The sequence below is a fragment of the Galactobacter sp. genome, assembly GCF_022712295.1.
Classification (GTDB): Bacteria; Actinomycetota; Actinomycetes; order Actinomycetales; family Micrococcaceae; genus Galactobacter.
The window spans coordinates 1-23,760 of the sequence record NZ_JALAGT010000061.1 but is presented as its reverse complement, the minus strand read 5'-3'; the positions used below and the strand labels follow the sequence as shown (position 1 = coordinate 23,760).

20 protein-coding genes are annotated in these 23,760 nt (G+C 65.1%); 7 read left to right on the top strand and 13 right to left on the bottom strand.

Annotation, left to right across the window (positions count from 1 at the left end):
- Nucleotides 1–18 precede the first annotated feature (18 nt).
- Nucleotides 19–1,461: an aldehyde dehydrogenase family protein gene (locus Q0A15_RS04710; RefSeq protein WP_291278374.1), complete on the bottom strand. Its 1,443-nt coding sequence runs from the start codon at nt 1,459–1,461 to the stop codon at nt 19–21.
- A 281-nt stretch (nt 1,462–1,742) separates the two neighbouring features.
- Here Q0A15_RS04710 and Q0A15_RS04705 point away from each other — a divergent pair, with 281 nt between their 5' ends.
- From Q0A15_RS04705 to Q0A15_RS04695, 3 genes are all read left to right on the top strand, one after another.
- Nucleotides 1,743–2,798: a LacI family DNA-binding transcriptional regulator gene (locus Q0A15_RS04705; RefSeq protein WP_291278373.1), complete on the top strand. Its 1,056-nt coding sequence runs from the start codon at nt 1,743–1,745 to the stop codon at nt 2,796–2,798.
- A 124-nt stretch (nt 2,799–2,922) separates the two neighbouring features.
- Nucleotides 2,923–3,456: a type 1 glutamine amidotransferase domain-containing protein gene (locus Q0A15_RS04700; protein WP_291278372.1), complete on the top strand. Its 534-nt coding sequence runs from the start codon at nt 2,923–2,925 to the stop codon at nt 3,454–3,456.
- A 49-nt stretch (nt 3,457–3,505) separates the two neighbouring features.
- A complete protein-coding gene (locus Q0A15_RS04695; RefSeq protein WP_291278371.1) occupies nt 3,506–4,276 on the top strand; it encodes a GntR family transcriptional regulator in 771 nt (256 codons plus the stop codon).
- A gap of 105 nt (nt 4,277–4,381) precedes the next feature.
- Here the strand turns inward: Q0A15_RS04695 and Q0A15_RS04690 are convergent, their stop codons facing one another.
- From Q0A15_RS04690 to Q0A15_RS04640, 11 genes are all read right to left on the bottom strand, one after another.
- Nucleotides 4,382–5,176: an inositol monophosphatase family protein gene (locus tag Q0A15_RS04690; protein ID WP_291278370.1), complete on the bottom strand. Its 795-nt coding sequence runs from the start codon at nt 5,174–5,176 to the stop codon at nt 4,382–4,384.
- Complete coding sequence (locus tag Q0A15_RS04685; protein WP_291278369.1) at nt 5,173–6,171, bottom strand: extracellular solute-binding protein; 999 nt, start codon at nt 6,169–6,171, stop codon at nt 5,173–5,175. The genes Q0A15_RS04690 and Q0A15_RS04685 overlap by 4 nt, the downstream gene beginning before the upstream one ends.
- A 76-nt stretch (nt 6,172–6,247) precedes the next feature.
- Entirely contained in the window at nt 6,248–7,942 is a 1,695-nt protein-coding gene (locus Q0A15_RS04680; RefSeq protein ID WP_291278368.1) for an iron ABC transporter permease, read from the bottom strand.
- The gene (locus Q0A15_RS04675; protein ID WP_291278367.1) at nt 7,939–9,021 is read right to left on the bottom strand and encodes an ABC transporter ATP-binding protein; all 1,083 of its coding nucleotides are present in this window, start codon (nt 9,019–9,021) and stop codon (nt 7,939–7,941) included. The genes Q0A15_RS04680 and Q0A15_RS04675 overlap by 4 nt, the downstream gene beginning before the upstream one ends.
- A gap of 259 nt (nt 9,022–9,280) precedes the next feature.
- The gene (locus tag Q0A15_RS04670; protein ID WP_291278366.1) at nt 9,281–10,012 is read right to left on the bottom strand and encodes a hypothetical protein; all 732 of its coding nucleotides are present in this window, start codon (nt 10,010–10,012) and stop codon (nt 9,281–9,283) included.
- Between the two features lie 129 nt (nt 10,013–10,141).
- Nucleotides 10,142–11,008, bottom strand: a complete 867-nt coding sequence (locus Q0A15_RS04665) for a sugar phosphate isomerase/epimerase (RefSeq protein WP_291278365.1) — start codon at nt 11,006–11,008, stop codon at nt 10,142–10,144.
- Nucleotides 11,009–11,147: 139 nt separating this feature from the next.
- Nucleotides 11,148–12,164, bottom strand: coding sequence for a Gfo/Idh/MocA family oxidoreductase (locus Q0A15_RS04660; protein WP_291278364.1), 1,017 nt, complete (start codon nt 12,162–12,164; stop codon nt 11,148–11,150).
- A gap of 43 nt (nt 12,165–12,207) precedes the next feature.
- Complete coding sequence (locus Q0A15_RS04655; RefSeq protein ID WP_291278363.1) at nt 12,208–13,158, bottom strand: sugar phosphate isomerase/epimerase; 951 nt, start codon at nt 13,156–13,158, stop codon at nt 12,208–12,210.
- Nucleotides 13,159–13,278: 120 nt separating this feature from the next.
- Nucleotides 13,279–15,174, bottom strand: a complete 1,896-nt coding sequence (iolD, locus tag Q0A15_RS04650) for a 3D-(3,5/4)-trihydroxycyclohexane-1,2-dione acylhydrolase (decyclizing) (RefSeq protein WP_291278387.1) — start codon at nt 15,172–15,174, stop codon at nt 13,279–13,281.
- A 29-nt stretch (nt 15,175–15,203) separates the two neighbouring features.
- Nucleotides 15,204–16,148 carry a 5-deoxy-glucuronate isomerase gene (iolB, locus tag Q0A15_RS04645; protein WP_291278362.1) on the bottom strand — a complete coding sequence of 315 codons (945 nt, stop codon included), beginning with the start codon at nt 16,146–16,148 and terminating at the stop codon, nt 15,204–15,206.
- A gap of 136 nt (nt 16,149–16,284) precedes the next feature.
- Entirely contained in the window at nt 16,285–17,832 is a 1,548-nt protein-coding gene (locus tag Q0A15_RS04640; protein WP_291278361.1) for a CoA-acylating methylmalonate-semialdehyde dehydrogenase, read from the bottom strand.
- Between the two features lie 163 nt (nt 17,833–17,995).
- On the opposite strand from Q0A15_RS04640, the gene Q0A15_RS04635 reads away from it, so the two are divergent.
- From Q0A15_RS04635 to Q0A15_RS04625, 3 genes are all read left to right on the top strand, one after another.
- Nucleotides 17,996–19,621 (top strand): PucR family transcriptional regulator, encoded by a 1,626-nt coding sequence (locus Q0A15_RS04635; RefSeq protein ID WP_291278360.1) that lies wholly within the window; start codon nt 17,996–17,998, stop codon nt 19,619–19,621.
- Nucleotides 19,622–19,705: 84 nt separating this feature from the next.
- Nucleotides 19,706–20,830 carry a VanZ family protein gene (locus Q0A15_RS04630; protein ID WP_291278359.1) on the top strand — a complete coding sequence of 375 codons (1,125 nt, stop codon included), beginning with the start codon at nt 19,706–19,708 and terminating at the stop codon, nt 20,828–20,830.
- A gap of 118 nt (nt 20,831–20,948) precedes the next feature.
- Entirely contained in the window at nt 20,949–22,190 is a 1,242-nt protein-coding gene (locus Q0A15_RS04625) for a YihY/virulence factor BrkB family protein (protein ID WP_291278358.1), read from the top strand.
- Between the two features lie 125 nt (nt 22,191–22,315).
- On the opposite strand, the gene Q0A15_RS04620 is transcribed toward Q0A15_RS04625, so the two are convergent.
- A complete protein-coding gene (locus Q0A15_RS04620) occupies nt 22,316–22,903 on the bottom strand; it encodes a YceI family protein (protein WP_291278357.1) in 588 nt (195 codons plus the stop codon).
- Nucleotides 22,904–23,248: 345 nt separating this feature from the next.
- On the opposite strand from Q0A15_RS04620, the gene Q0A15_RS04615 reads away from it, so the two are divergent.
- Nucleotides 23,249–23,623 (top strand): hypothetical protein, encoded by a 375-nt coding sequence (locus Q0A15_RS04615; RefSeq protein WP_291278356.1) that lies wholly within the window; start codon nt 23,249–23,251, stop codon nt 23,621–23,623.
- Nucleotides 23,624–23,760 lie beyond the last annotated feature (137 nt).

Genomic DNA, 23,760 nt, shown 5'->3' with positions numbered 1-23,760 from the left:
CGTGGTCGGGTGTCGGGATCAGGACCAGGGGCGGCCGTGCAGCACCACGGTCTTGACTTCCGTCATTTCCTCGACCGCGCTGCGCACACCTTCCTTGCCGATGCCAGAGGCGCCGAGTCCGCCGTAGGGCATCAGGTCGGCGCGGAAGAGGGAGGTCCAGTTCATGTCCACGGTGCCCGCGTCGATCTCACGCGCGCAGCGAACCACGGTGTCGAGATCATTGGTGAAGACACCGGCGCCCAGGCCGTAGCGGGAGGAATTCGCTACTTCGATGGCCTCATCCACGTCCTTGACTCTCACCAGTGCCATGACCGGGCCGAAGATCTCCTCCTGAGCGATCTCGGCGTCCGGGGCAACGTCGGTGAGCAGCGTGGGCTGCATGACCGCGCCTTCACGCTGACCTCCCGTGACCAACGTGGCGCCTGCGGCGATAGCGCGCTGCACCATCTCCTCCACGCGCTGCGCCTCCGGCTCGGAGATCAAGGGGCCGATGGTGGTCCCGGAGTCCTGAGGATCACCCGCCGTGATCTGCTCGGTGCGCTCCTTGAGGCGCTGCGTCAGCTCCGCCGCGATGTCCTGGTGCACCATGACGCGCTGGACGGAGATGCAGGCCTCACCGGTGTTGGTGTAGGCGCCAAGAGCCAAAGCGTTGGTGGCAAGATCCAGATCGGCGTCCGGGAGCACGATGACCGGGCAGCAGGAGCCGAGTTCCAGGGAGAGCTTCTTGATTCCGGCCACCGCGGCCAGGTGCTCACCTACCGAGGTGGAGCCGGTGAAGGAGATCTTGCGAATCCGATCGTCGGTGGCGAGCGCGTCGCCGATCGTTGATCCGCGGCCCGTGATCACGTTGAGAACGCCCGCCGGCAGTCCTGCATCCACGAAGCACTCCGCGATCGCCAAGGCGGTCAAGGGGGTCGCGGTGGCCGGCTTGAGGATCACCGCGTTCCCGGCGGCGATCGCCGGAGCGATCTTGTGGTTGACCAGCAGTGCGGGGTAGTTGAAGGGGGTGATGGCGGCGACGATGCCAACAGGCTGGCGCAGGGTGAAGCCGATCTTTTCCTGGCCGGTGCCCCGGTTGGCGTCCAGGGGCAGGGTCTCCCCGTAGAGCTGGGTTCCCTCGAAGGCGGCCAGGCGGATGATGTCTCCTGTACGTCCGGCCTCGCTGCGTGCCTCGGTGAGGGTCTTGCCGTTCTCGTAGGACATGACGCGGGCGATGTCTTCCGTCCGCTCGTCCGCCAGGGCCGCGGCCTTGGTCAGGACGTCTGCACGCTTCCAGGCCGGGGTGCGACGCCATTCCTCCGCACCCTGCTGCGCAGCCTTGATGGCGGCCTCCACGTCCTGGGCCCCGGCTGCCGGAACCGTTCCGACCACCCGAGAGTCATAGGGAGAACGCACATCCACGGTATCGCCGCTGCTCGCGGCGACCCACTCGTTGCCGATCAACATGTCTTGGCGCGCCATTGCTGCTCCTGATTGTTCTTGGTGGTCTTATCTGCTGGGTGGTCTTGTTGCTGGGTGGTCCTGCTCGGGCTTGTTCCAGGGCCGGGATGGTGCCCGCTGGCGGCGAGCTTCTGTCCCCGGCTCTTGAGACCGGGTCGCTCCATTTTGAACCGGTTCAAAATTGGGCCGAACAACGCCCTCGTTGAATGGAGGGAGATTTTGGACCGGTTCAAACCCGATCGAGACCACGCTATGGTGACACGTGGCACAGTGTCAAGCGGCGATTATGCAAGGATGTGCGGGTGGACGATTTGAACGCAGGCAGCCCGGAGGATCACGCCTCCCCAGGCAAGTCTGCACGCGCCACGATTCGCGACGTCGCTGCGGCAGCCGGCGTATCCAAGTCGCTGGTTTCCCTGGCGTTCAAGGAGCCGGAACGGGTCAGCGAAAGACGCCGCGAAGCCATCCTGAAAACCGCAGCCCGGCTCGGCTACCGCCCCAATATGCTGGCCAGATCCCTGGCCACCGACGGCATGCCCTTCGTCGCCATCGTGGTGGTGAACCTGCACAATCCGCTCTTCGCAGCCATCGCAGACGCCGTACGTGCCGAACTGGACCTCCACGGCGAGTATGGACTGATCACCGCCGCAACCCTTCCCGGGTACCCAGGAAAAGTCACCTCGTACGGTCGGCTCGATACGCGGGTCGTGACGATGGTGAAGGATCTCCGACCCAAGGCGTTGATCATCATCGGCACGGCAGAGGGTTCCCCCCTCTTCGACGACATCCCGACCGTGTACGCGTCCGCAGCCCCCGGACCCGGCTCTTACTCCATCCACGTGGATGACGCCGTCGGCATGCGTCTGGCCGTGGAGCATCTGGTCGCGGCCGGTCGCCAGCGCATCGGGTTCGTGGGCGGTAAGGCCGGCCCGGTTTCCGAAGCTCGCGAACGGGCCTATCGGGTCCTGGCCGCGGAACACGACGTCACGCCGCGCTCCCGACCGGCCGGTTTCTCCGAATCGGAAGGCAGGCAGGCGGCTGCCGAACTGCTTGCCCAGCCCGCGGGCCACCGGCCTGACGCCATCATCGCCGTCAACGACATGGCCGCCATCGGGGCGCTCACCGCCGTGGATGAGGCCGGTTTACGCGTTGCCCGGGACGTGGCCGTGGTCGGGTTCGACAATTCCACTCTGGCCTCCATGCCCCGGATCGATCTCACGAGCGTGGACCCCCACAATGACGAGATCGGCCGCCTTGCCGCCCGGACCGCGCTGACCCTCATGCGGGGCGATGAACCCAGCCAGCTGGAACAGGTCATCACTCCACACCTGGTGATACGCGGTTCCAGCGCTGGCTGACCCCCTCCTTCCAACGGAATATCGCGTTGTGCACGTGCGTTCCCGTAGTGAAGCACCAAGCCCGGTCAGTGACCACTGGGACTCCAGATCGTGACCTGGCCGGTTCGTAGACAAGGAGCAGAGCATGGCCATCAGTGACAAGAAGATCGCATTCCTCCTGACCCGTGGTGTGGAGCAGGTGGAACTGACCAGCCCCCGCGAGGCCCTGGACGAAGCTGGAGCCACCACGGTGCTGGTCTCGCCATCCGAGAAAACAGTGCAGGCCATGAACGGCGACTGGGAGCACGCCGCCGTCTTCACGGTGGACGTGCCCGTTGCGGAGGCCAAGGCAGAAGACTACGACGCCCTGGTGTTGCCCGGCGGAACCCTGAACGCCGATTCCCTCCGCCTGAATCCCGACGCCCAGGCCTTCGTGAAGGCCTTCTTCGATGCCAACAAGCCGGTCGCCGCGATCTGCCACGCCCCATGGATGCTGGCCGAGACGGGCCTGTCCAACGGACGCAAACTGACCTCCTACATCTCCACCCGCACCGACCTCGTCAATGCCGGCGCGGACTGGGTGGATGCAGAGGTCGTGGTGGACGGCAACCTCATCACGTCTCGCAACCCGGGTGACCTGGAGGCCTTCAACAACGCGATCGCAGAGGCTCTGAGCTGACCTCGGTTGTGAACGCCTGACACCGTCGGCGCCCACTACCCTTGACACCATGGCCCGCAACGAACCCCTTCACCACCAGCTCTACGCTGTGATGGCGGAACGCATCCGCACCGGGACGTGGAAGCAGGGCGATCGCGTCCCCAGCGAGAGCTCCCTGGTCAAGGAGTTCGGTACCTCCCGCGGGCCCGTGCGGCAGGCGTTGGCCAGGCTGCGCACGGAGGGACTGATCGTCGGTGGACAGGGCTCCCCGCCGACCGTGCAGCCGGCCGTCCCCTCTCAATCCTTCGACACCTATGTTTCCTTCACCGACTGGGCGGAGCAGTTGGGCAAGGAACCCGGGCAGAAGACGATCGAGATCGCCAGGCGTCTCGCGGATTCCACCGCGGCGGACCTCCTGCACGTCCGCGAGGGAGATCCCATCGTGACCGTGGACCGGCTGCGCATGTTCGATGGCGACCCCGTGATGATCGAGCACAGCATGTACACGGAACCCTGCGGAAAACACCTGCTGGCCGTGGACTTGGACCACAACAGCGTCTACCAGGTGCTCAAGGAGAACGGCATCCAAGCCAGCCGCGCACACAACGTCATCGACGCCATGTCCGCGGACGAATTCGACGCCCACTGGCTCGGGGCGAAGCCCGACTCCGCGCTGCTGCGGCTGCGGCGAACCACGTCGGATCAGCACGGCGTGGTCATGGACTACACGGACAATCGCTATCTCCCCGGACGGGCCACCTTCGCCATCGACAATGTGCGCAGGCAGCAGAGTCCGGCGGCCCGGATCTCCATCCGCACCGCACCCAAGCCCAGGGACTGAGCGGACAACACAGACTGAGCGGACAACACAAGGTCCGACGGCGGTGCCCCCTTTCGCGCGAAAGGGGGCACCGCCGTCGGACCTTGGGCCGCGCTGCGCGCGGGGTCATACTCCCGAGTTGAGCACCGCCAGGACCTGATCGTGGAGCTCCGGCGTTGCCGAGGCCACGCACGTCCCGCCGGTGGTCAGCAGGACCGGGCCACCGAAGCCGTCGGTCACCTTGCCTCCCGCACCCTCAATGATGGGGACAAGGCAGTTGATGTCGTACGGACCCACGGTCCCGGATTCCACCGCGATATCCACGCCCCCGGCGGCCAGACGGCCGTAACCGTACGCGGCCGCGCCGTAGACCCACCAGGCGGTGCGGTCCTCGAGGTCAGCCCACCCCGCGCGCTGGGAGTCGATGACCTTGGTCGGGTTACTGACGGCACCGGTGGCGCCGTCCAGCTCGGTGCGCCCGCTGGTTCGGATCGGCACGTCGTTGAGGGTCGTGGGACGACCTTCAACACCTAAGAAACGGTCCCTGGAACTCGGCGCGTTGATGACGCCGATGACCGGAACCCCGTTGTGGCACAGGGCGATCAACGTCGTGTAGATCGGGATCCCAACGACGAAGGACTTGGTGCCGTCGATGGGATCCATGATCCACACGAACTCGGCTTCCTCATTGTGGGGAGCGAACTCCTCCCCCACGATCCCGTGCTCCGGGTAGCGCTCACGGATCATCTCCCGCAGGCGGGTCTCGACGCCGCGGTCGAACTCCGTGACCGGGCTGGCATCCGGCTTGGTCTCGAAACGGCTGCCCTCGTGTCGCTCGCTCAGGAAGGTCCCGGCGGCGTCGGCGAGTTCGTGGATGAAGGAGACGAACTCCTCCACTTCCGGGTGGTCACTGATACTCACTTGGTGAGCTCCTTCCACAGTTCCAGGAATTCTTCGCGGCCGGCCTCGTCTTCATCGGTATCGATGTCCACGAGGGTGAGGTCGTCCAAACTCTTGAAGTCGGTGTAGTCACTGGGGTCGATGTCGGTCCGCACGGGGCGTCGGAAGGAGTCCTCAAGCTCTTGGATCTGGATGTCCTTGGACAGCATCTGATCCACGACCTCTGCCGCCTTCTGCGGATTCGGGGAGTCCTTCACCAGATAGACGCAGTCATAGGCGATCGCCGTGCCGTCGGTGGGGTAGTTCATCTCGATACCCGGCTGCTTGTTGGCCACATAAGGGTAGATGTTGGCCTCATAGCCGATCGACACCTGGTACTCGCCCTGCGAGACGGCCGGATAGATGTTGCCGGAGTTGTCACTGACCTCGAGGTTGTCCACCAACTTCTTGAAGTCGTCTTCGCCGAGCGTCTTGTAGGCGGCGTAGAGGCCCACCAACGCGGTGCTCGAATCCTCAGGGGAGGCCACGATGATCTTGCCCTTGAGCTTGGGGTCAAGCAGGTCCTCCCACGAGGTCGGTGCGTCAACATCAAGGCGAGTCGTGTTGACCATGAAGGCCACCACGTGGCCGTTGATCGGTATCCAGCCTTCCTGCTGCTCGAGCACCTCAGGATCGATGGCCTCCGTCTCGGAGGATTCCACGGGAGTTGCGTACTCCTCGTACGGGGCCAGGTTCTCCACCGGCGCACCGAAGAAGATGTCTGCCTTGGGCTTCTTGGACTCGGACTTGATGCGTTCGAGCAGGGGGCCGGAGCTGCCCGTGACGAGATCCAGTTTCAGGTCGTTGTCCCTGGCGGAGTCCTGGAGGATCCCCACCGTGGTCTCGTTGGCCGAGGAGTACATGACCACGGTCTTCTCCGGGTCCGATCCGCCGGAGCATGCGCTCAGGGCGAAGGCACTGGCGGCCAGGGCCGCCACCGCCCGCAAACTCCTACGTGGCTTCTTGGTGGTTTTCATGCTGCTTGCCTTTCGCCAGGGCGCTGACGCCGGCTGGGGGCTGATAAGGGATGACTGGGGTAATCCGTTGAATGGCTCATGCGAACAACCGAACCTTGAACACACGGGCCAGGATGATCGGCACGATGGCCAGCAGGAGCAGGAAGACACCGTAGGCGGCGGCCTGCCCGTTCAGTCCCGTCCCCATCAGGTTGTAGACCTTGATGGTGATGGTCTCCTGGCCGGCCGAGTACACCACCAGGGAGGCGGAGAGTTCCGCGATGATGGTGGTCCACGTCAACACCGTGGCGGCCGCGATACCGGGGACCATCAGTGGGAGCACCACCTTCACGAAGGACTTGAACGGTGGGACGCCGAGGCTGATCGAGGCATCCTCCAAGCTGTCCGGAATCGCGTGGAGGCTGGAGGAGGCGTTACGGATACCGTGTGGCAGTCGCCTGATCACATAGACGATCACCATGATGGCGGTAGTGCCTGCGAGCGCCAACGGGCCGTTGCCCAGGGAGGTCATGACGCCGATACCGAGCACGGTTCCGGAGAGCGCCAGCGGAAGCATCACCAGGTAATCCAACAGGGGCGTCAACAGGTTCTTCTTCTTCACCACCAGCACGGAGATGATGATCGAGACGCAGACACCGATGAGGCAGGCCATCAGACCGAAGGTGATGGTGTTCAGGATGGGCTGGGGATCACGCGTGATGACGTTGCGGAAGTTGTCCAGGGAGAACGTTCCCCACTCCATCACCGGCCCACGGGCCTTGGTGAAGGCGATGACCAGCACCATGACCATCGGCAGCGTGGAGGCGATCAACATGACTGCGGCGATGATGGACTGCACCACTCCGGAGACGCCGCGCAGCTTCATCGGGACCCAGGAGCGGCCCTGAACCATCTCGTACTTGCGCTTACCCACGGTTGACCGCTGTACATACAGGACGAGCAGGACGATGAGGATCGACACCGTCGCGAGCGTCGACTGCATCATGGGGTTGCCACCGGTCTCCGCGAGGAAGGCCTTGTAGGTCAGCGGCGCCAGCAGGTCCACCTTGCCGCCGATGATGGTGGAGGTTGCGAAGTTGCCGAGTGTGAGCGTGAAGACCAGCAGGGAATTGGCGATCACGGCGGGCATGATGGCCGGGAACGTGACCTTGATCCGGGCCATCAGAGGTGAGGTGCCCAGGCTCTGGGCCGCCTCCTCCAACTGGGCGTCGAAGCCGCGCAGTGCGGCCAAGGTGCCCAGGTAGACGTAGGTGTAGTACAGCAGCGGGAGGATCAGGATGAGGCCACGCCAGCCGTAGAGCGAGGGCAGGAGGATGTCGAAGTTCTCGTAGAACCAGCGAGTCACCACGCCGTTGTTGCCCAGGACCATCAGCCACGCCTGGGTCACGATGACCTCAGGGACCAGGATCGCGGTGATGGGCAGGATCGCGACCACGGCCTTGACCCAGAATCTGAACCGTGCCGTGAAGTAGGCAAGGTACACACCGATGATCGTGGCGATCACCGTGACGATGGCCGCGAGGAGAACCGAGTTCCCCACCGCCTTCAGATAGCTGGATTCACCGAAGAACTCCTTCCAGCCTCCCAGTCCTCCGCCGGCGAACGAGCCGACCAGGACGGAGAGCACCGGCCAGGCCACGAAACCCAGGGCCAGGACCACCATCACGATGCTCATGACCATCCACGGTGAGAAGTTGCGCTTGCGCTCCTTGGCGACGATGGCGATCGCCTTGGTCTGGGATGTCTGCGGGGACGCGATACGCCGGCTCATGACGCCATCACCAGCGTCTTGGTCTCCGGGAAATGCACCTGCACATCGGAGTGAGCGGGGAACCCCGGACCGTCCACGAGTTCGCTGATGTGGATCTCTTCGCCGTTGCTCAGCGCTACGCGGTACTGCCGCACGCGTCCCAGGTACTGCTCGTAGAGCACCTTGCCGGGTACGGCGTTCACCCCGGCAGGGACTGCGGCGTCCTTGGCCGCCAGCGTCAGGTGCTCGGGACGGGCAACGGCGAAGCCGTCTCCCGGAACGATCAAGGAACGGCTGACACCGTTCAGCCGCTGGGTGCCGAACGCCACGGTGACGGACTCGCCCTCACGCGATGACACCCCGTCCGGCACCGTGATGGGAAGGACGTTGGCCGCACCGATGAAGTCGGCAGCGTAGCTGGACACGGGCGACTGGTAGATGTCGGTGGGGCCTCCGAGCTGTTCGATCCGCCCGGTCTTGAAGAGGGCGATTCTGTCCGACATCGCCAGGGCCTCCTCCTGGTCGTGCGTCACGAAGACCGTGGTGATGCCGAGCTCGCGCTGCAGTTCCGCGATGGACTCACGGATCTGGATGCGCAACTTGGTGTCCAAGTTGGAGAGCGGTTCATCCATCAGCAGCACGCTTGGGCGGATGACCAGCGCGCGGGCCAGAGCCACGCGCTGACGCTGTCCGCCGGAGAGGGCACCGGGAAGTCGGTCGCCGAAGCCACCCATGCCGACCCGATCGAGCGCTTCCTCGATCCGGGCGGGGATCTCCGACTTGGGTACCTTGCGGGCCTTCAGGCCGTAGGCGACGTTGGTATTGACGGTCTTGTCGGGGAAGAGCGCGTAGTCCTGGAAAACCATGCCGATGTTGCGCTTGTGCGTCGGGATGGAGGTGACGTCCCTGTCACCGAACTTGATGGAACCCGAGGCCGGGGTGATGAACCCGGCGATGGTGCGCAACAGGGTGGTCTTGCCGCAACCGGACGGTCCGAGCAGCGTGAAGAATTCCCCGTCCTGGATGTTCAGGTCCAGTCCGGAGATGACCGTGTTGTCACCGTAGGTGATGGTCAGAGAGTCGATGTTGATGGATGTCATGGCGGGTGCTTCCCCTCGTCGTGAGCCACGTGATGAGTGCGGCGATGTGACGAGAGTAACGAGGATCACACCACTTGTACATACAAGTCACGATATTCGCGAAGAAGTTCTTCCCAACGAAACACACACCGAGTTCAGGCGCGCCATCCAGGACCCACCCGCACACCCTTCGGTGTGAAAGCACGAATGGCGGTGTGGATCCGTGGATCCACACCGCCATTCGTGTCAACGCACCGCTAGACGAAGCGGCGCGACTGCGTCATGGGCACGCGCGATAGGCCGCCTTCAAGCGGTCGGCTGCGGAGCGCACCTCGTCCGTCACCAGCTTGGACTCGATGATCTTCTGCGTGCCGCCGCCCGCAGCCTTGGCCTTCTTCAGGTACTGCTTCCAGACCACCATGTCCTTCTTCAGGCTGCCATCCAAGTCCTTCACCTTGTCCAGGTACCCCAGCTGCTCGTCGATGTCTGCGACGGAAGAGGCCGAGACGTAAGGCAGGAACGCCTTGGCGCTGGTCACACTGAACTCCGGGAACGCATCGCACAGCCCACCCGAGCCGGAGCCGCCGCTACCCGCCGACGGCGTGGCGGCCCAGGGCAGGTCTGTGCCGCCGCCCGAGCCGCCCGAGCCGCCCGAGCCGCCCGAGCCATAATCGATCTGCACCCCGCCGTTCGAGAAGCGGTAGGTGATCCCGCCCTCGCTGACGTAGTAATCACCCTCGTTCTTGAGATCCGTAATGGAGTCGACCTTGTTCCCGCCAGCCGGTGTGTCGGTCTCGCTGGGTGCGTCGGTCTCGAAGGGCCCCTCAGTTTCCGTTGGCTCGTCGGTCTCCTCGGGCCCGGCCGTCGGAGTGTCGGTGGCCGCCGCCTGCGCGGACTGAGAGCTCTTGGCCGTGTCTTCAGCAGGGCCGTCGGCCTGCTTGGGGCCGCACGCCGCGAGGCCGGCGACGGCAAGGGCCGCGACGGCCAGAGCAGATGTAAGACGAGTGATCATGGTCGCGCATTCTACCCAAGCCAACACAAATCGTTCAACGTTTGGATTTACTTGGACCTGTGCCCCGAACGCACAAGACCGACGAGGAGCGCGGCAGCCCTCCCAGGCCACCGCGCTCCTTTGCTGTCTTCAGGAGAGGTAGGAACGGATGGTCTCCAGTTGGTAGCGGGAGACCTCGTCCGCCCGCTCGTCCTCGGCGAAGACGTTGGAGACGATCAGTGCGTCCGGATCGTTCAGGTAGCCGCCCGCCTTCAGCAGCCCGAAGAGCTCCTCGAAGTTCACGTCCCCGTCCCCCACCTTGAGGTGCTGGTGCACGCGGGCGGTGTGCCCGGGCGGGTTGGAGATGTAGCGCAGGCTGTGGGAGCGACGGTGGTCGAACGAATCGGAGATGAACACGGACTTCAGACCGGCACCGACCGTGGGCAGGAGCGAAGCCGCCGGCTCCACGTAGTGGAACGCATGCGCACCCACGTACACGAAGCCGATCCGGTCAGAATTCAGCGAACGCAGGATCCGCCACGCGTCCAGGCCGTTCTCCACGAAATCGTCCGGATGCGGATCGAAGTTCATGGTGACTCCCTCGGTCTCCAACACCGGAAGCAGTTCATCCATGGCGCGATAGAAGCAGTTCTCGCTCTCCTCCTCACGCTCGGGCCGACCTGAGAACTCCGTGTTGATGATCGGTGCGTCCAGCTCCGCGGCCAGGCGGATGTAGGCCTTGGCGTTGTAGATCGCGGCCCGCACTTGGTGTTCCTCCGGGCCGCCGAATCGCTGGACCGGCTGCACGGAGGTGATGCTCACGCCCGCGTCCGAGGCACGCTTCTTCAGCGACGTCACCATAGAACGGTCCAGCTTGGGGTGATGGAAATGCGTGCCCAGATCGGGATTCGGCGTGAGTTGCAGGTACTCGTACCCGAGCGAGGCGGCCTTGTCCGGGAAGTCCAGCAGGCTCAGCGTGTGGTTGTACGGGGTGGGGTCAAGTGCAATGCGTGCCATGTGCTTCTCCTTGAACTGATGGGGTCAAAATGCCCGACGGCGTTGTCGCGGCTTCGGTGCTCGGGTCACCAGAGCCGGCCCGGCGCCCGAGGCGCCGCGCCCGCGCGGCCCCCGACCACACGTCGTCGGGCAGTCGATCTCAGGCGTAGAAGCCCGGGCGGACCTCGTCGCGGATGGCCACGGGGCCGTCCTGCCGCAGTGCTGTGACGCCGGCCTCGCAGCACAAGGCCACCTCGTAGCCGTCCCAAGCATTGGGGCCGTCCACCAGGTCGCCGCGCTTGATGGCGTCGATCCAGGACTGCACCTCGGCGTCGTAGGCCGCGCCGAAGCGGGTCTCGAAGCCGGTGTGCTCTGCCGTGAAGAACTGGCCGTCCTGCCACCGTTGCATCCCTGAGGGCTGCCCTATCCGGGCGATGCCCTTCTGGAACACGGCCTCCGTGGCGACCTGGTACCCGAACTGCACGGAGACGTTCATCTCCACGTCGATGAGGACACCGTTCTCCAGGGTCATGAGCACCAGGATTGGTTCCTGCAGGTCCCGGGGAGCCAGAGAGTTGCGGCGGGGGTGTTTGACCTCAAGCGACACCACGCGGGAGTCGGCGATCCACGGAAGCACCGAGAACTCATGCACCACGGAGTCGGTGATGAGCATGTCGGTGGTGTAGTAGTCGTTGACGTCCGGGTTGCGGTGCACGCCGCGCAGCATCAGCACGTCGCCGGCATCCTTGGATTCCACCAGGGACTTCAGCTGCCGGTACTCCGCGTCGAATCGGCGCATGAAGCCCACCTGGATGTGCGGCTTGTCCAGCTTCATCTCCGCCTCCACAATCTTCCGCGACGAGACCGGGTCCTGGGTCAGCGGCTTCTCGCAGAGGATGGGCAGCCCCGCCTCCAACGCCGGGATCAGCACCGGCGCATGGAACTGTCCGGGAGTCGCGATGAGCACGGCATCCATGGCGTTGGCGGCAATGGCCTCCTCGATGGAACCGAAGACGGCCGCGTCCCCGGCCTCCTTCGCCATCTCGGCTGCGCGATCCAGGGCCACGTCCACCACGGCCGAGACCACGGCGCCGTTGGTGGTGTTGGTGATGCGGGCGATGTGGTCTGCGCCCATGCGGCCTGCGCCGACCACGGCGACGCGGATGTCGTTACTCATGACGTGTCTTTCGATCCTTAAGCGTTGTTGGGGACGTGGGTTTTCAGTTGATGCGCGCCATGTGCGTGCAGGAGAAGATGTGCTCACGCGTGCGCTGAGCGATGGGGAACGGCGTATCGACGGAGCAGCCGTACATGTCCTGCTCGACGATCGCGAAGATCTCCGGGTTGATCTTGGCGACGGCCTCGATGATGGGGGCCAGGTCCGGAACGCCGTAGGGCGGCTCCACCATGATGCCGTCGGCGACCGCCTTGTTGAACGCCACGTCGCCCTTGAGTACGTCGAAGAGCAGGCTGGTGTCCACCTGCTTCAGGTGAAGGTAGCCGATCCGCTCGGGGAACTCCTCGATCAAACGCACGTTGTCGCCGCCGTAGTAGGCGAAGTGCCCGGTGTCGAGGCAGAGGTTGGTGTAGCGCTGGTCCGTGGATTCCAGGAAGCGGTGCATCTCCCGCGTGGTGCCCACATGGGAGTCCGCGTGGGAGTGGAACTGCTGCTTGATGCCGAACTCCTCCAGCAGCGCCTTCCCCAACCGGTCGTGCCCCTGGCCCAGCTTGGTCCACTGCTCATCGGTGAGGGTGCGCGGTTCCAACGCCTCACCGGTGGCATCGGAGCGCCACAGATCCGGGATCACCACGAGATGCTCTGCGCCGAGCTTGGAGGCCAGTCCCGCGACGTCCAGCGCCTGGTCCCAGGCGCGCTTCCACTGGTCATCACCCTTGTGGAAACCGGTGAAGACCGTGCCGGCGGAGAGCTTGAGGTTGCGCTTGCCGAGTTCGTCCTCAAGCTGGTGCGGGTCTGTAGGCAGATAACCGTAGGGCCCCAGTTCGATCCACTCGTAGCCGGCCTTGACGACCTCGTCGAGGAAACGCTCCCACGGGACCTGAGTGGGATCATCGGGGAACCAGACGCCCCAGGAATCGGGGGCGGTGCCGATGCGCAGGCCGGGGTTCCCCGTGCCCGCCGCGGCTGCTGCGGGGGTGGCTTCGGTGGTCATGGTCTTCCTTCTCATCTTCGAGGGTGTCTGGTTTCATGCCCAACGGAGCATGCGCACCTGTCGCTCGCAAGGCGAGCATGCGTCGTCGGGCATTTATGGCGACTTTGGCGCCGCGGGCACTCAGCCCAGGTAATTGCGCTGTGGCTCCTGCTCACGCTCGTACTGCTCACGAGCCGCCTGGGTCGAGGAGATCTCGGAGACCTGAGCCACCGGGACGTCCCACCAGCCCTCGCCGTCCGGCGCGTAGATGTGCGGATTGGAATTGATATGGATGAACGTGGACTTCTCGGAGGCCTTGGCCGTCGCGATGGCGGCCTTGAGCTCCTCGATCGCGTTCTCCGACGGCTGCACCTCGATCACGTCGAGGCCGTAGGAGCGGGCATTCATGGCCAGGTCCACGGGGAGGACGTCCTCACCCTGGAAGTTGTCCGCGTCCCGATCGTAGGCACGGTACTTGGTACCGAAACGCTCGGATCCCACCGTCTCGGAGAGGTGACCGATGGACGCATAGCCATGGTTCTGGATCAGGACCACGATGATCTTGATTCCCTCCGCCACCGCGGTGACGAGCTCGGTGTTGAGCATCAGGTATGAGCCGTCCCCGACCATGACGATGACGTCGCGATCGTCCCCTGAGGCCTCAAGGCCACGCTTGGCGCCGATGCCGCCGGCGATCTCGTATCCCATGCAGCTGAAGGCATATTCCACGTGGTAGCCCAACGCGTCGCGAACCCGCCAGAGCTTGTGCAGGTCACCAGGCAGGGAGCCCGCCGCTTGGATCACCACGTCCTTGGGTGCGGAGGCCTGCTGGGTGGCGCCGATGATCTCCGGCTGCCCCGGCAGACTCAGCCCGGAGGGCTCGAACGCCTCGTCCACCAGCCCGTCCCATTCGCCCTTCACGCGGGCCACCTCGGCCGCGTAGTCGGCGGAGACCGTGAAGCCGGAGAGTTCCTGGGACAGTTCGGTCAGGGCTTCGCGGGCATCCGCGATCACCGCAATCTGGGTGCCGTGCTTGTAGGCGTCGAAGGAGGCCACATTGATGTTCACGAACTTCACATCCGGGTTCCGGAACGCGGTGCGGGAGGCGGTGGTGAAGTCCGAGTAGCGCGTGCCGATGCCGATGACGACGTCGGCCTCTGCTGCGATCTTGTTGGAGGCCAGGGTGCCGGTGGCCCCAACGCCGCCCAGGTTCTGATCGTGATCCCAGACCAGCACGCCGCCACCGGCCTGCGAGGTGCCGACCGGAATACCGGTGGCCTCGACGAACCCGCGCAGTTGGTCCTCGGCACCCGAGTAGAGCACGCCGCCGCCGGCCACGATCAGCGGGCGTTCGGCGCCCGCGATGGCCCGAACGGCCTCCGCCAGTGCGTCGCGCTGGGGCAGCGGGCGGGAGAGCCGCCACTCGCGCTGCTGCAGGAACTCCTCCGGAACGTCCAGTGCCTCGGCCTGCACGTCCTCCGGCAGGGCGATCGTCACCGCGCCCGTCTCCGCAGGATCCGTGAGTGAGCGCATGGCGGAGAGGGCGATGGAGAAGAGCTTCTCCGGGCGGTCCACGCGGTCGAAGAAGACGGAGACCGGGCGGAAGGCGTCGTTGACGGTGATGGAGGTGTCCCACGGGTGCTCCAACTGCTGCAGCACGGGGTCGGAGACGCGCGTTGCGAAGGTGTCGGACGGCAGCAGCAAGGCGGGCATCCGGTTGGACGTGGCCAGCGCCGCACCGGTGAGCATGTTGGAGGCGCCCGGGCCAACCGAGGCAGCAGAGGCCCAGGTCCCCAGTCGCCGGTGCATGCGCGCGTAACCCACGGACTGGTGCACCATCGCCTGCTCGTTCCGGGCCTGGCGATACGGCATCAGGCCCGGCCGCAATTCGTTGAGCTGCTTCAGCGCCTGGCCCACTCCGGCCACGTTGCCGTGGCCGAAGATGCCGAAGGTTCCTGCAATGGTGCGCTCACGGTGGTCGCCGTCCACCGTGTACTGATTGGCCAGGAACTCCATCAGGGCCTGGCCCACGGTCATGCGGCGGGTCGAGTTGGTGCTCACGGTTCTCAGGCCTCCTGGCTCTGGTCGTTGGTGGGCTGGGGCAAGTTCTTGCCCAACGGGAGCCTGGAGTCGAACTCGAGGCCTTCCCAGGTCTCGCGCACCCAGCCGTAGGCCGGGTCGTCGCTGATGAGCCAGACACGCTCAGGGTCCGGGCCAGCCATGACGTTGAGGTAGTAGAGGTCGTAGCCCGGCGCCGCCACCGCCGGACCGTGATAGCCGTAGGGCACCAGGGCGATGTCGCCGCTGAAGACCCGAGCGTCCACCTCGATCTTCCCAGCGGAGGAGGTGTAGGTGGAGAACATGCCGAAGGCGGATTGGGGGTCCACAGCGTCCGAGGCACCCGTCGTGGGCCGCGCCTCGAAATAGTAGATCTCCTCCAGCCGGGATTCGTGGCCCGGCTTGTCCTCGTCGTGCTTGTGAGGCGGGTAGGAGGACCAGTTCTCCGAGGGGGTGAGCACCTCGCAGACGATGAATTTCTCCGCGTCCAGGGCCGCGGGCGTGCCGTAGTTGCGCACCTCGCGCGACGATCCGCCCGCGCCACGCATCTCCACCGGATACTCCTCGACCGGCAGGTACCGGTTCGGCTTGGGCTCGCTCGCAGGGGCGGTGGCGATGGCCACGCGGCCCTCACCTGCCGTCGCGGTGATGGTGCCCGTGGTCTGGGCGTTGAGGAAGAGCACATCCGTGGCCGCATCGAAGACGTTGGGACGCCCGGCCAGTTCCTGTGTGGTGGCCTCTCCCCCGTGCGAATACCCCACGGTGAAGGAGCCGGCCAGTGGGATGATCAGCCGCTCCACGCCGGTGCCGCCCAGTTCCAGTCCCTGGCCGGGTTCCAGTGCTGCCACGTCCAGGCCGGTGTGGGTCCAGCCCGGCAGGGTGGCGTCCACCCGTGCCTCCCAGCCGTCGCGGGCCAGTTCGCCGCGGCGGAAGAACCACTTGCTCTCGGTCATCGTCGTCTCGCACACCTTTCTTGATGGTTTTCCTGCTTGTGCCCGACGACGTGTGCGTGCGTCGGGTGCCTCCGCCCGGTTGCGTGGCTCCGGCCTGACGGCCGGGCCACCCGTGCTCTGCCCTGGGGACTGAATCTCAGTCGGTGATGGGGAAGCCGAGGTTGATGCCGCCGTGCTTGGCCGGGTCCACCCAGCGGGTGGTCACGGCCTTCTCCCTGGTGAAGAAGTCGAAGGACTTGGCACCGTAAGCCTTGGAATCGCCGAAGAGGGACTGCTTCCACCCACCGAAGGAGTGATACCCCACCGGCACCGGGATCGGCACGTTGATCCCGATCATGCCCACCTGGATCTCATCGGTGAAGCGACGAGCAGCACCACCATCATTGGTGAAGATCGCCGTCCCGTTCCCGAAACGACCCGAATTGATCAGATCCACACCCTCCTGGAAGGAGGACACCCGCACGACCTCGAGGACGGGCCCGAAGATCTCCTCCGTGTAGGCCTTCGACGTCGTCGGAATCGCATCGATCAACGTGGGCCCGAAGAAGAACCCATCCTCATGACCCTCCACCGCGAACGTGCGACCATCCACCACGATCTTCGCGCCATCGGCCTCAGCCACATCCACGAACCCGGAGACCTTCTCCTTGTGCTGCGCGGAGATCAACGGACCCATATCCGGCTCACCACCGGCCGGCAACCCGGCACCATTACCGACCTTCAGGTTCCCGATGCGTTCGGTGATCTTCTCGATCAACGCATCAGCACTGGTTCCCTGCCCACCGTCAGTACGGGGGGCCTCCACGGCCAGCACCACGGACACGGCCATGCACCGCTCACCCGCGGCACCATAGCCGGCGTTGATCGCATTATCAGCCACCAGATCCAGGTCAGCATCCGGCAGCACCAGCATGTGGTTCTTCGCCCCACCCAGGGCCTGAACCCGCTTCCCGTTCTTCGCTGCCGTCTCATAAATGTACTGAGCGATCGGCGTGGACCCCACGAACGAGATCGACTGGACCTCCGGCGCGTTCAGCAGGCCATCCACCGCGAGCTTGTCGCCGTTGAGGACGGTGAAGACACCATCAGGCAGGCCGGCCTCCTGCCACAACTTCGCGATCCACAGCGACGCAGACGGATCCTTCTCCGACGGCTTCACGATCACCGAGTTGCCCGCAGCGATCGCCACGGGGAAGAACCACGCCGGAACCATCACCGGGAAGTTGAACGGAGAGATGATGCCCACCACGCCCAAAGGCTGGCGGAAGGAGTGCACATCCACCCCCGTGGACGCGTTCTGAGAGAAATCACCCTTCAACAGGGACGGGAAACCACAAGCCAGCTCCACAACCTCCTGACCACGGGCGATCTCACCGAGGGCATCGGAGAGGACCTTGCCATGCTCACGCGTGACGATCTCAGCCAACTCACCCTTGCGAGCATTCAACAACTCACGGAAATTGAAGAGGACGGAGAGACGCTTGGCGATCGACAGCTTCGACCACACCTGGAAACCAGCCTGAGCCGACGCCACAGCCCGATCGATCTCCGCCTGGTCCGCCAAACCCAAAGAAGCAACCTGCTCCCCCGTCGCCGGATTGAACACCGGAGAACTCTTACCAGAACCCGACTCGACGCCAGCACCGTCGATCCAATGACCAATCGTGGGGATCTCTGCAGTCATGTTTGCTCCTCTTGTACGTGGTGCTGTACGTGGTTACGCATCAGCGTTGGAAAGGAAAGGGAGAAGTGCGCGGCGCGCGTTCCCCTCAATCTTGTGCCATGTCACCGACTTTTGCTCCCTTCACAACGTCAACGAAAACTCCAGTTGCCTTTACAGTGTGTACATGCAGATCACCGTCGCATCCGTACTGGACCTCCCGGCCGCCCGGAAGGGCACTCCGGAGCTCGTCTCGGGCCAGGAGAACCTGGAGAATCCGGTGCGTTGGGTCCACGTCTCCGAGCAATTGCGCCTCTCGGATCTGCTCCAGGGCGGCGAGTTGGTGCTGACCACCGGCCTCATGCTCCAGGACGCGGAGACCGCTGCCGAGCTGATCCAGGATCTGGACGACGCCAACGCAGCCGGCCTCATCGTGGAGCTGCTTCCCGGACGGGAACCCACCATGTCCGCGTTGCGCACCGCCGCCCGCCACACGGCCACCACACTGCCCATCGTGATCCTGCATTCCAAGGTGCGCTTCGTGGAGTTCACCGAGGCGGCCCACCGTTCCATCCTGGGCGATCACCTGGAGGCGTTGGAATCCAACCGCCGCGTCCATGAGACCTTCACGGATCTGGCCCTCTCAGATGCCGAACCGGCCACCGTCCTCACCGCTGCCGCAGACATGTTGCAGGCACCAGTGCTGCTGGAGGATCCCTTGGGTCGGGTGGTGGAGGTCGGCTTCCCTGGCGGGAGGACACCGTCCGCCGAGGAGACCGCACAGGTGCTTCGCCATTCCTCGGCCGCCGACCATCCGGACAGCCCGGACGAGGACAACCGCATCAGCGTGGTGGTTCGAGTGCGGAACACGGCCTGGGGCCGCCTGGTGTCCGTGCTTCCCGACCACGCCCAGGCTCAGCACGTCCTGGAGCGCGCCGCGCAGGCCGTGGCACTGCACCTGATGGCCGAGCGCGACGAGCGCGATCTGGCCGGCATCGCCCAGTCCAGCTTCCTGACGGAGCTGAACCAGTGGTCCGGTTCCGCCGAGGACGCCCAGACGCGTGCTGCATCGCTCGGGCTCAACAACGCGGGGCGCCTGGTTCCGTTGGCCGTGCGCACCAGCACGCTCCCCGAGGATCCGTTGGCGGCCACGCGTGAGGAGCGTCGGCTGCGCGATGACCTGACGCGCGCTGTGGACGAGTCCGGCGCGACGGCCCTGGTGGGCCACCTGGGCGCGGATGGGCTCTCCGTCCTCTTGGCCCCCGGACGTGGGACCCGGCGCGGCGTCACCTTGGACCGGGTGGCCAGTGCCGTGGTGTCCGCGGATCCGGGGAACCGCTGGGTGGCGGTCGGGCCCACGTCGGCCACCGTGGTGGAGGCCGCGGCGGGCCTCGTGGAGGCCGCCCACGTTGCTGAGGCCGCGCAGCGGCTGGCACAACGGCAAGTGCGCGACGAATCGGGGGCACCCGCCGTCGGGCCTTCCACGAACGCCGATGAACGCGCGTGGTACCGCGCAGCGGACGTCCGCCTACCGGGCCTGATGGCCATGTTGGCGGGCGACGAACGGGTGGTCAGGTTTGCGCGCTCCGAGCTGGGTCCGCTGTTGGAGGACGATCGTGAGGAGGACCTCGCGTTTCTCCGCACCCTCGTGGCTGCGGGTGGTTCCAAGCAGGAGACGGCGCGACGGGCGTATTTGTCACGCCCGGCCGTGTATCACCGCATCTCCCGACTGGAGGAGGAACTCGGCGTCAGCCTGTCCGAGCCGGCCTCGTTGACGTCCTTGGCCGTGGCGCTCTCTGCAGCCGAGCGCTGAGTCCCCGGCACGCGAGTCGCCTGCGCACGGCCGTCGCCGGTGTGGATTCAGGCCGAGGGCTGCTCGCCCGTAGTCTTGGACACCGTGAACCTCGAATCCGTCGTATACCCCGGCATGGTGGCGTCGCTCTTCTCCGTCGGCGCGCTGTTGCTGGCGGGGATCTACCTGTTGGCGCTGCAGTACCACCGCTTCGGGCGACTGACCTGGGGTCATTCTCTCGCCGGGATCGCCACCATGGTCTACGTCTTCGCGGTGGGCGCCTACACCATGCTTCCGTTGCCGGAGTCCCGTGAGGCCTCGTGCCAGGTCAGGACCGGGGGCCTGCAGCTGGATCCATTGCAGCCGTTGCGGGATCTGCGTTCCCTCGCCGAGCAGGGTGGCTCCGTCATGCTGCACTCCAGCATCTTCTGGCAGCTGGCCCTCAACGTGCTGCTGTTCATTCCGTTGGGCATCCTGGCCGTGCGTTGGCTCGGCCTGAATCCCCTGGTGGCGGTGGTCTTGGGGTTCATGGGATCCGTGTTCATCGAGGTGCTGCAGTACACGGGTATCGGCGGGCTGTACTGCAGTTACAGGGTGGCCGATGTTGGCGACATCGCGACCAATACGTTGGGTGCACTCATCGGCGTCCTGCTGGCCTACACGCCGCTGTTCGCCTGGATCCGGACGCCCAAACAGCTCTCCAGTGCCGCGAAACAACACCCGCTGACACGAGTCCGCAGGCTCTGGGGCATGCTCTTCGACCTCGCCTTCGTGGCCCTGGCTGTGGTCCTGGGCCAGACCGCTCAGACCGTGGTCGATGAGGCCATCCGCCTGGGCCTGCCCAGTTTCTTCTCGGGTCTCGGAGACCTGATGGTGTGGGTGTTCCCGCTCTGCGTCACCGTGGTCCCGCTCTTCGGTGCACGCCGTTCCACCCTGGGTCAGCGTGCGGTGTGGTTGGATCGGTCCTCCATATCCGGCGGACAGGCGCCCCTGGGCTTCACGCTGATCGCGGGGCTCCTCGGTACCGGCGGCTACACCATCTGGACCGTACTGGAGCGATCCTCCCTTGACTCCCCCAGTTGGGTCAGCGGGCTCTCCGGGCTGTGGGTCCTGGCCAACGGCGTGTTCATCCTGCTGGATTCCAGTGCGAGGGGGCTCTCGAGCCGCCCCACCGGCCTCACCTTCACCCCACGCAGCCGCCGCGACTCCCCCGCTCCCACCACGCGGTAGAAGCAAGCGAAGCAGGACCGGCGCGCGCTCGCGGCGGGCAGCGGAATTCAAGATGTGACCGGTACCTCACGGGTCACGGTAAGGTCTTGACTGATCAGCCCCTGACCCGAGGACCCTCATGCCCACAGCACGTACGGCCGCGAACCAGAGCGGCAACGAATCCACCAACCACTCCCGCGGACCACTGCTCCGCGAACGCAATGCAGAGGACGAGCCGGACAAGGTGGAGCCCATCTACAGGCTCACCAAGCGCTTCTGGCCCTACGTCTTCGGCCGCGCCTTCCGAGAGTTCGGTCGCGACGGCTGCATGGACCTGGCCGCCGGCCTGACGTACCGCACGGTCTTCGCGATGTTCCCGGCGCTGCTGGCCGTCGTCTCCATCCTCGGTCTCGTGGGTCAGGGCCGCAACACCACGAACTTCCTCGTGGACATGATCGCCCAATACGGTTCCCAGTCCATGGCCGACACCTTGGAAGGGCCCATCGACTCGCTGGCCTCCGGTGCTGGCGCCGGGACCGCGTTCATCATCGGTGTTCTCGGTGCCGTCTGGACCGCATCCAACTACGTGGTGGCCTTCGGCAAGGCCATGAACAAGATCTACGGCGTGCAGGAAGGCCGTCCGGGACTGCAGTTGCGCCTGGGCATGTATGTCCTGACTCTGGGTCTGCTGATCATGGCGGTGCTGATCCTGGGCATCCTGGTGTTCTCCGGTTCCGTGGTTCAGGCCGTGGGAGACACCGTGGGGTTGGGGCCCGAGGTCCTGACCATCTGGGCGTGGGCCAAGTGGCCCGTCCTCGTGATCATCGTGATCCTGATGATCGCCTGCCTCTACTTCTTCACCCCCAACGTGCGTCGTTACCGTTTCCCGTGGCTGTCGGTGGGTGCTCTAGTTGCACTGGTGGTGCTGGCCATCGCTTCCGCCGGCTTCGCCTTCTATCTGGCCAACTTCGCCAACTACAACAAGACCTATGGCTCCATCGGTGGTGTGATCGCCTTGCTGATGTGGCTGTGGATCGCCAATTCGGTGCTGCTGTTGGGTGCAGAGGTGGATGCCGAGTCGGAGCGTGCCAAGCAGCTCAAGGCCGGCATCGTGGCCGAGGAGACCCTGCAACTACCCCCGCGTTCGGAGAACAAGTCCGACAAGGCTCAGGTCAAGCTCTCCAAGGATGTCTACAAGGGACGGGAACTGCGCGCCCAAGCCAACCCGATCACCGCTGCAGAGGTGCCACGTCGTAATCCGTGGAAGCGGGTCATGTACGTGGGTTTGGCCGTGGTCGGTGTGTTCCGGCTGCGCACCATGGCACGCCTGCGAGGCGAAGAGATTCAGCGCAAGAAGGCCGCCGAATCTCAGGAGCAGTGATCACCGGAGCCGTGATCACGGGGCAGCAATCAGGGCGCATCCCACTGCGGAACACAGCGGCCCTCATCCGGTGACTCGAACACCGGATGAGGGCCGCTTCCGTCGTGATGCACCGGGAACGTCGGTCAGGCGCTGACCGGCCCCGGGACCACCTCGTCGCTCTGCTTGACCAAGGACAACTCGAATTCGAGGCTGATCTTGTCGCTGACGATCACGCCGCCGCCGTCCAGGGCAGCGTTCCAGGTGACACCCCAGTCCTTCCGGTTGATGCGACGGGAACCTTCAAAACCTGCGCGGGTCTGACCGTACTGATCGGCGTGGACACCCACCAGGGCCAACGGGATGCTGACCTGACGGGTCATGTCACGGATGGTCAGGTCGCCCACCACCACGAATTCATCCTGGTCCACCTCGTCGATCTTGTGGGACACGAAGGTCATGGTCGGGTAGGTGGCTACGTCGAAGAAGTCTGCGCTGCGCAGGTGCTCGTCGCGCTGGGCGTTGCGGGTGTCGACGCTGTTCATCTGTACCTCGAGCTTCACCTCGGATGCGTCGGGCTGGTCAGCGTCGTAGATCGCTTCCCCGTAGAAGTCGTTGAAGGCGCCGCGGATCTTCGTCACCATGGCGTGCCGCGTGGAGAAACCGATCCGGCAGTGCTGCGGGTCGAAGACCCAGCGTCCCGTCAATTGCTGCTCTTGGGTGGTTTCACTCATGCTGAGGTTCCTTCTCTCGGGTCGGCCTCATCGTCGGCTCACTTGATGACTCTTGCGCCCGGGACTCCCGGCCGGTACCCGCACGATGCGCGGGGTCACGCTCGGGAAGCCGTACGCAAATCCCTCCAATCATTGAGCATCGTTGCCCCTTTGTATAGTTCTTCGCGCCGGATCGGTACTACGTAGTTGAGCCAGGCTCCCGGGCCGTGTGGCCCTCCGGACGAGGGACGTCGGTGACGGGACTCCTGCGAGATTCCGACGGACGGGGATAGTCTGAGTCGTGAAAGGTGTTTCCTCATCGGGAACTCCACGCCGTCTCAACGATTCATGAACCAGGAGATTTTCATGGCTTCACCGTCCACTGCCGTCATCACTGCCGCTGGCCTCACCGGGGGTTACGCCACCGCACGCAAGACGGGCAACCGTCAGCTCGGTGGCGTGGTTCTGGGTGCCGCAGGTCTGGTGGCGTTCTCCCGTTGGAAGAAGAACGCAGGCCTGGGCCGTGCCCTGCTGCTGACCGGTGCCTACGTGGGTGCGTTCGGAGCTTCCCACCCGCTGGCCAAGAAGCTGGGCGCCTGGGAGTCCGTGGCCGCCGTGACCGCTGCCGATTCCTCGCTGTCCTTCCTGCTGGGTGGCTCCAAGAAGTCCAGAGCCAAGCAGGCCGCCAAGCGCGCCGAGAAGCAGGCCAAGAAGCTGGCGAAGAAGGCTGCCGACGCCTGATCCACTGAGTGCGGTCCGTGTGGGCCACTCTTGTGCCCGACGACGTGGGGGTGCGTTACGTACGGAACGCACCCCCCCGTCGTCGGGGCGTGGTTTTACACTGGTTCGGTTCACCATCATTTAGCCCCAAGGCATTG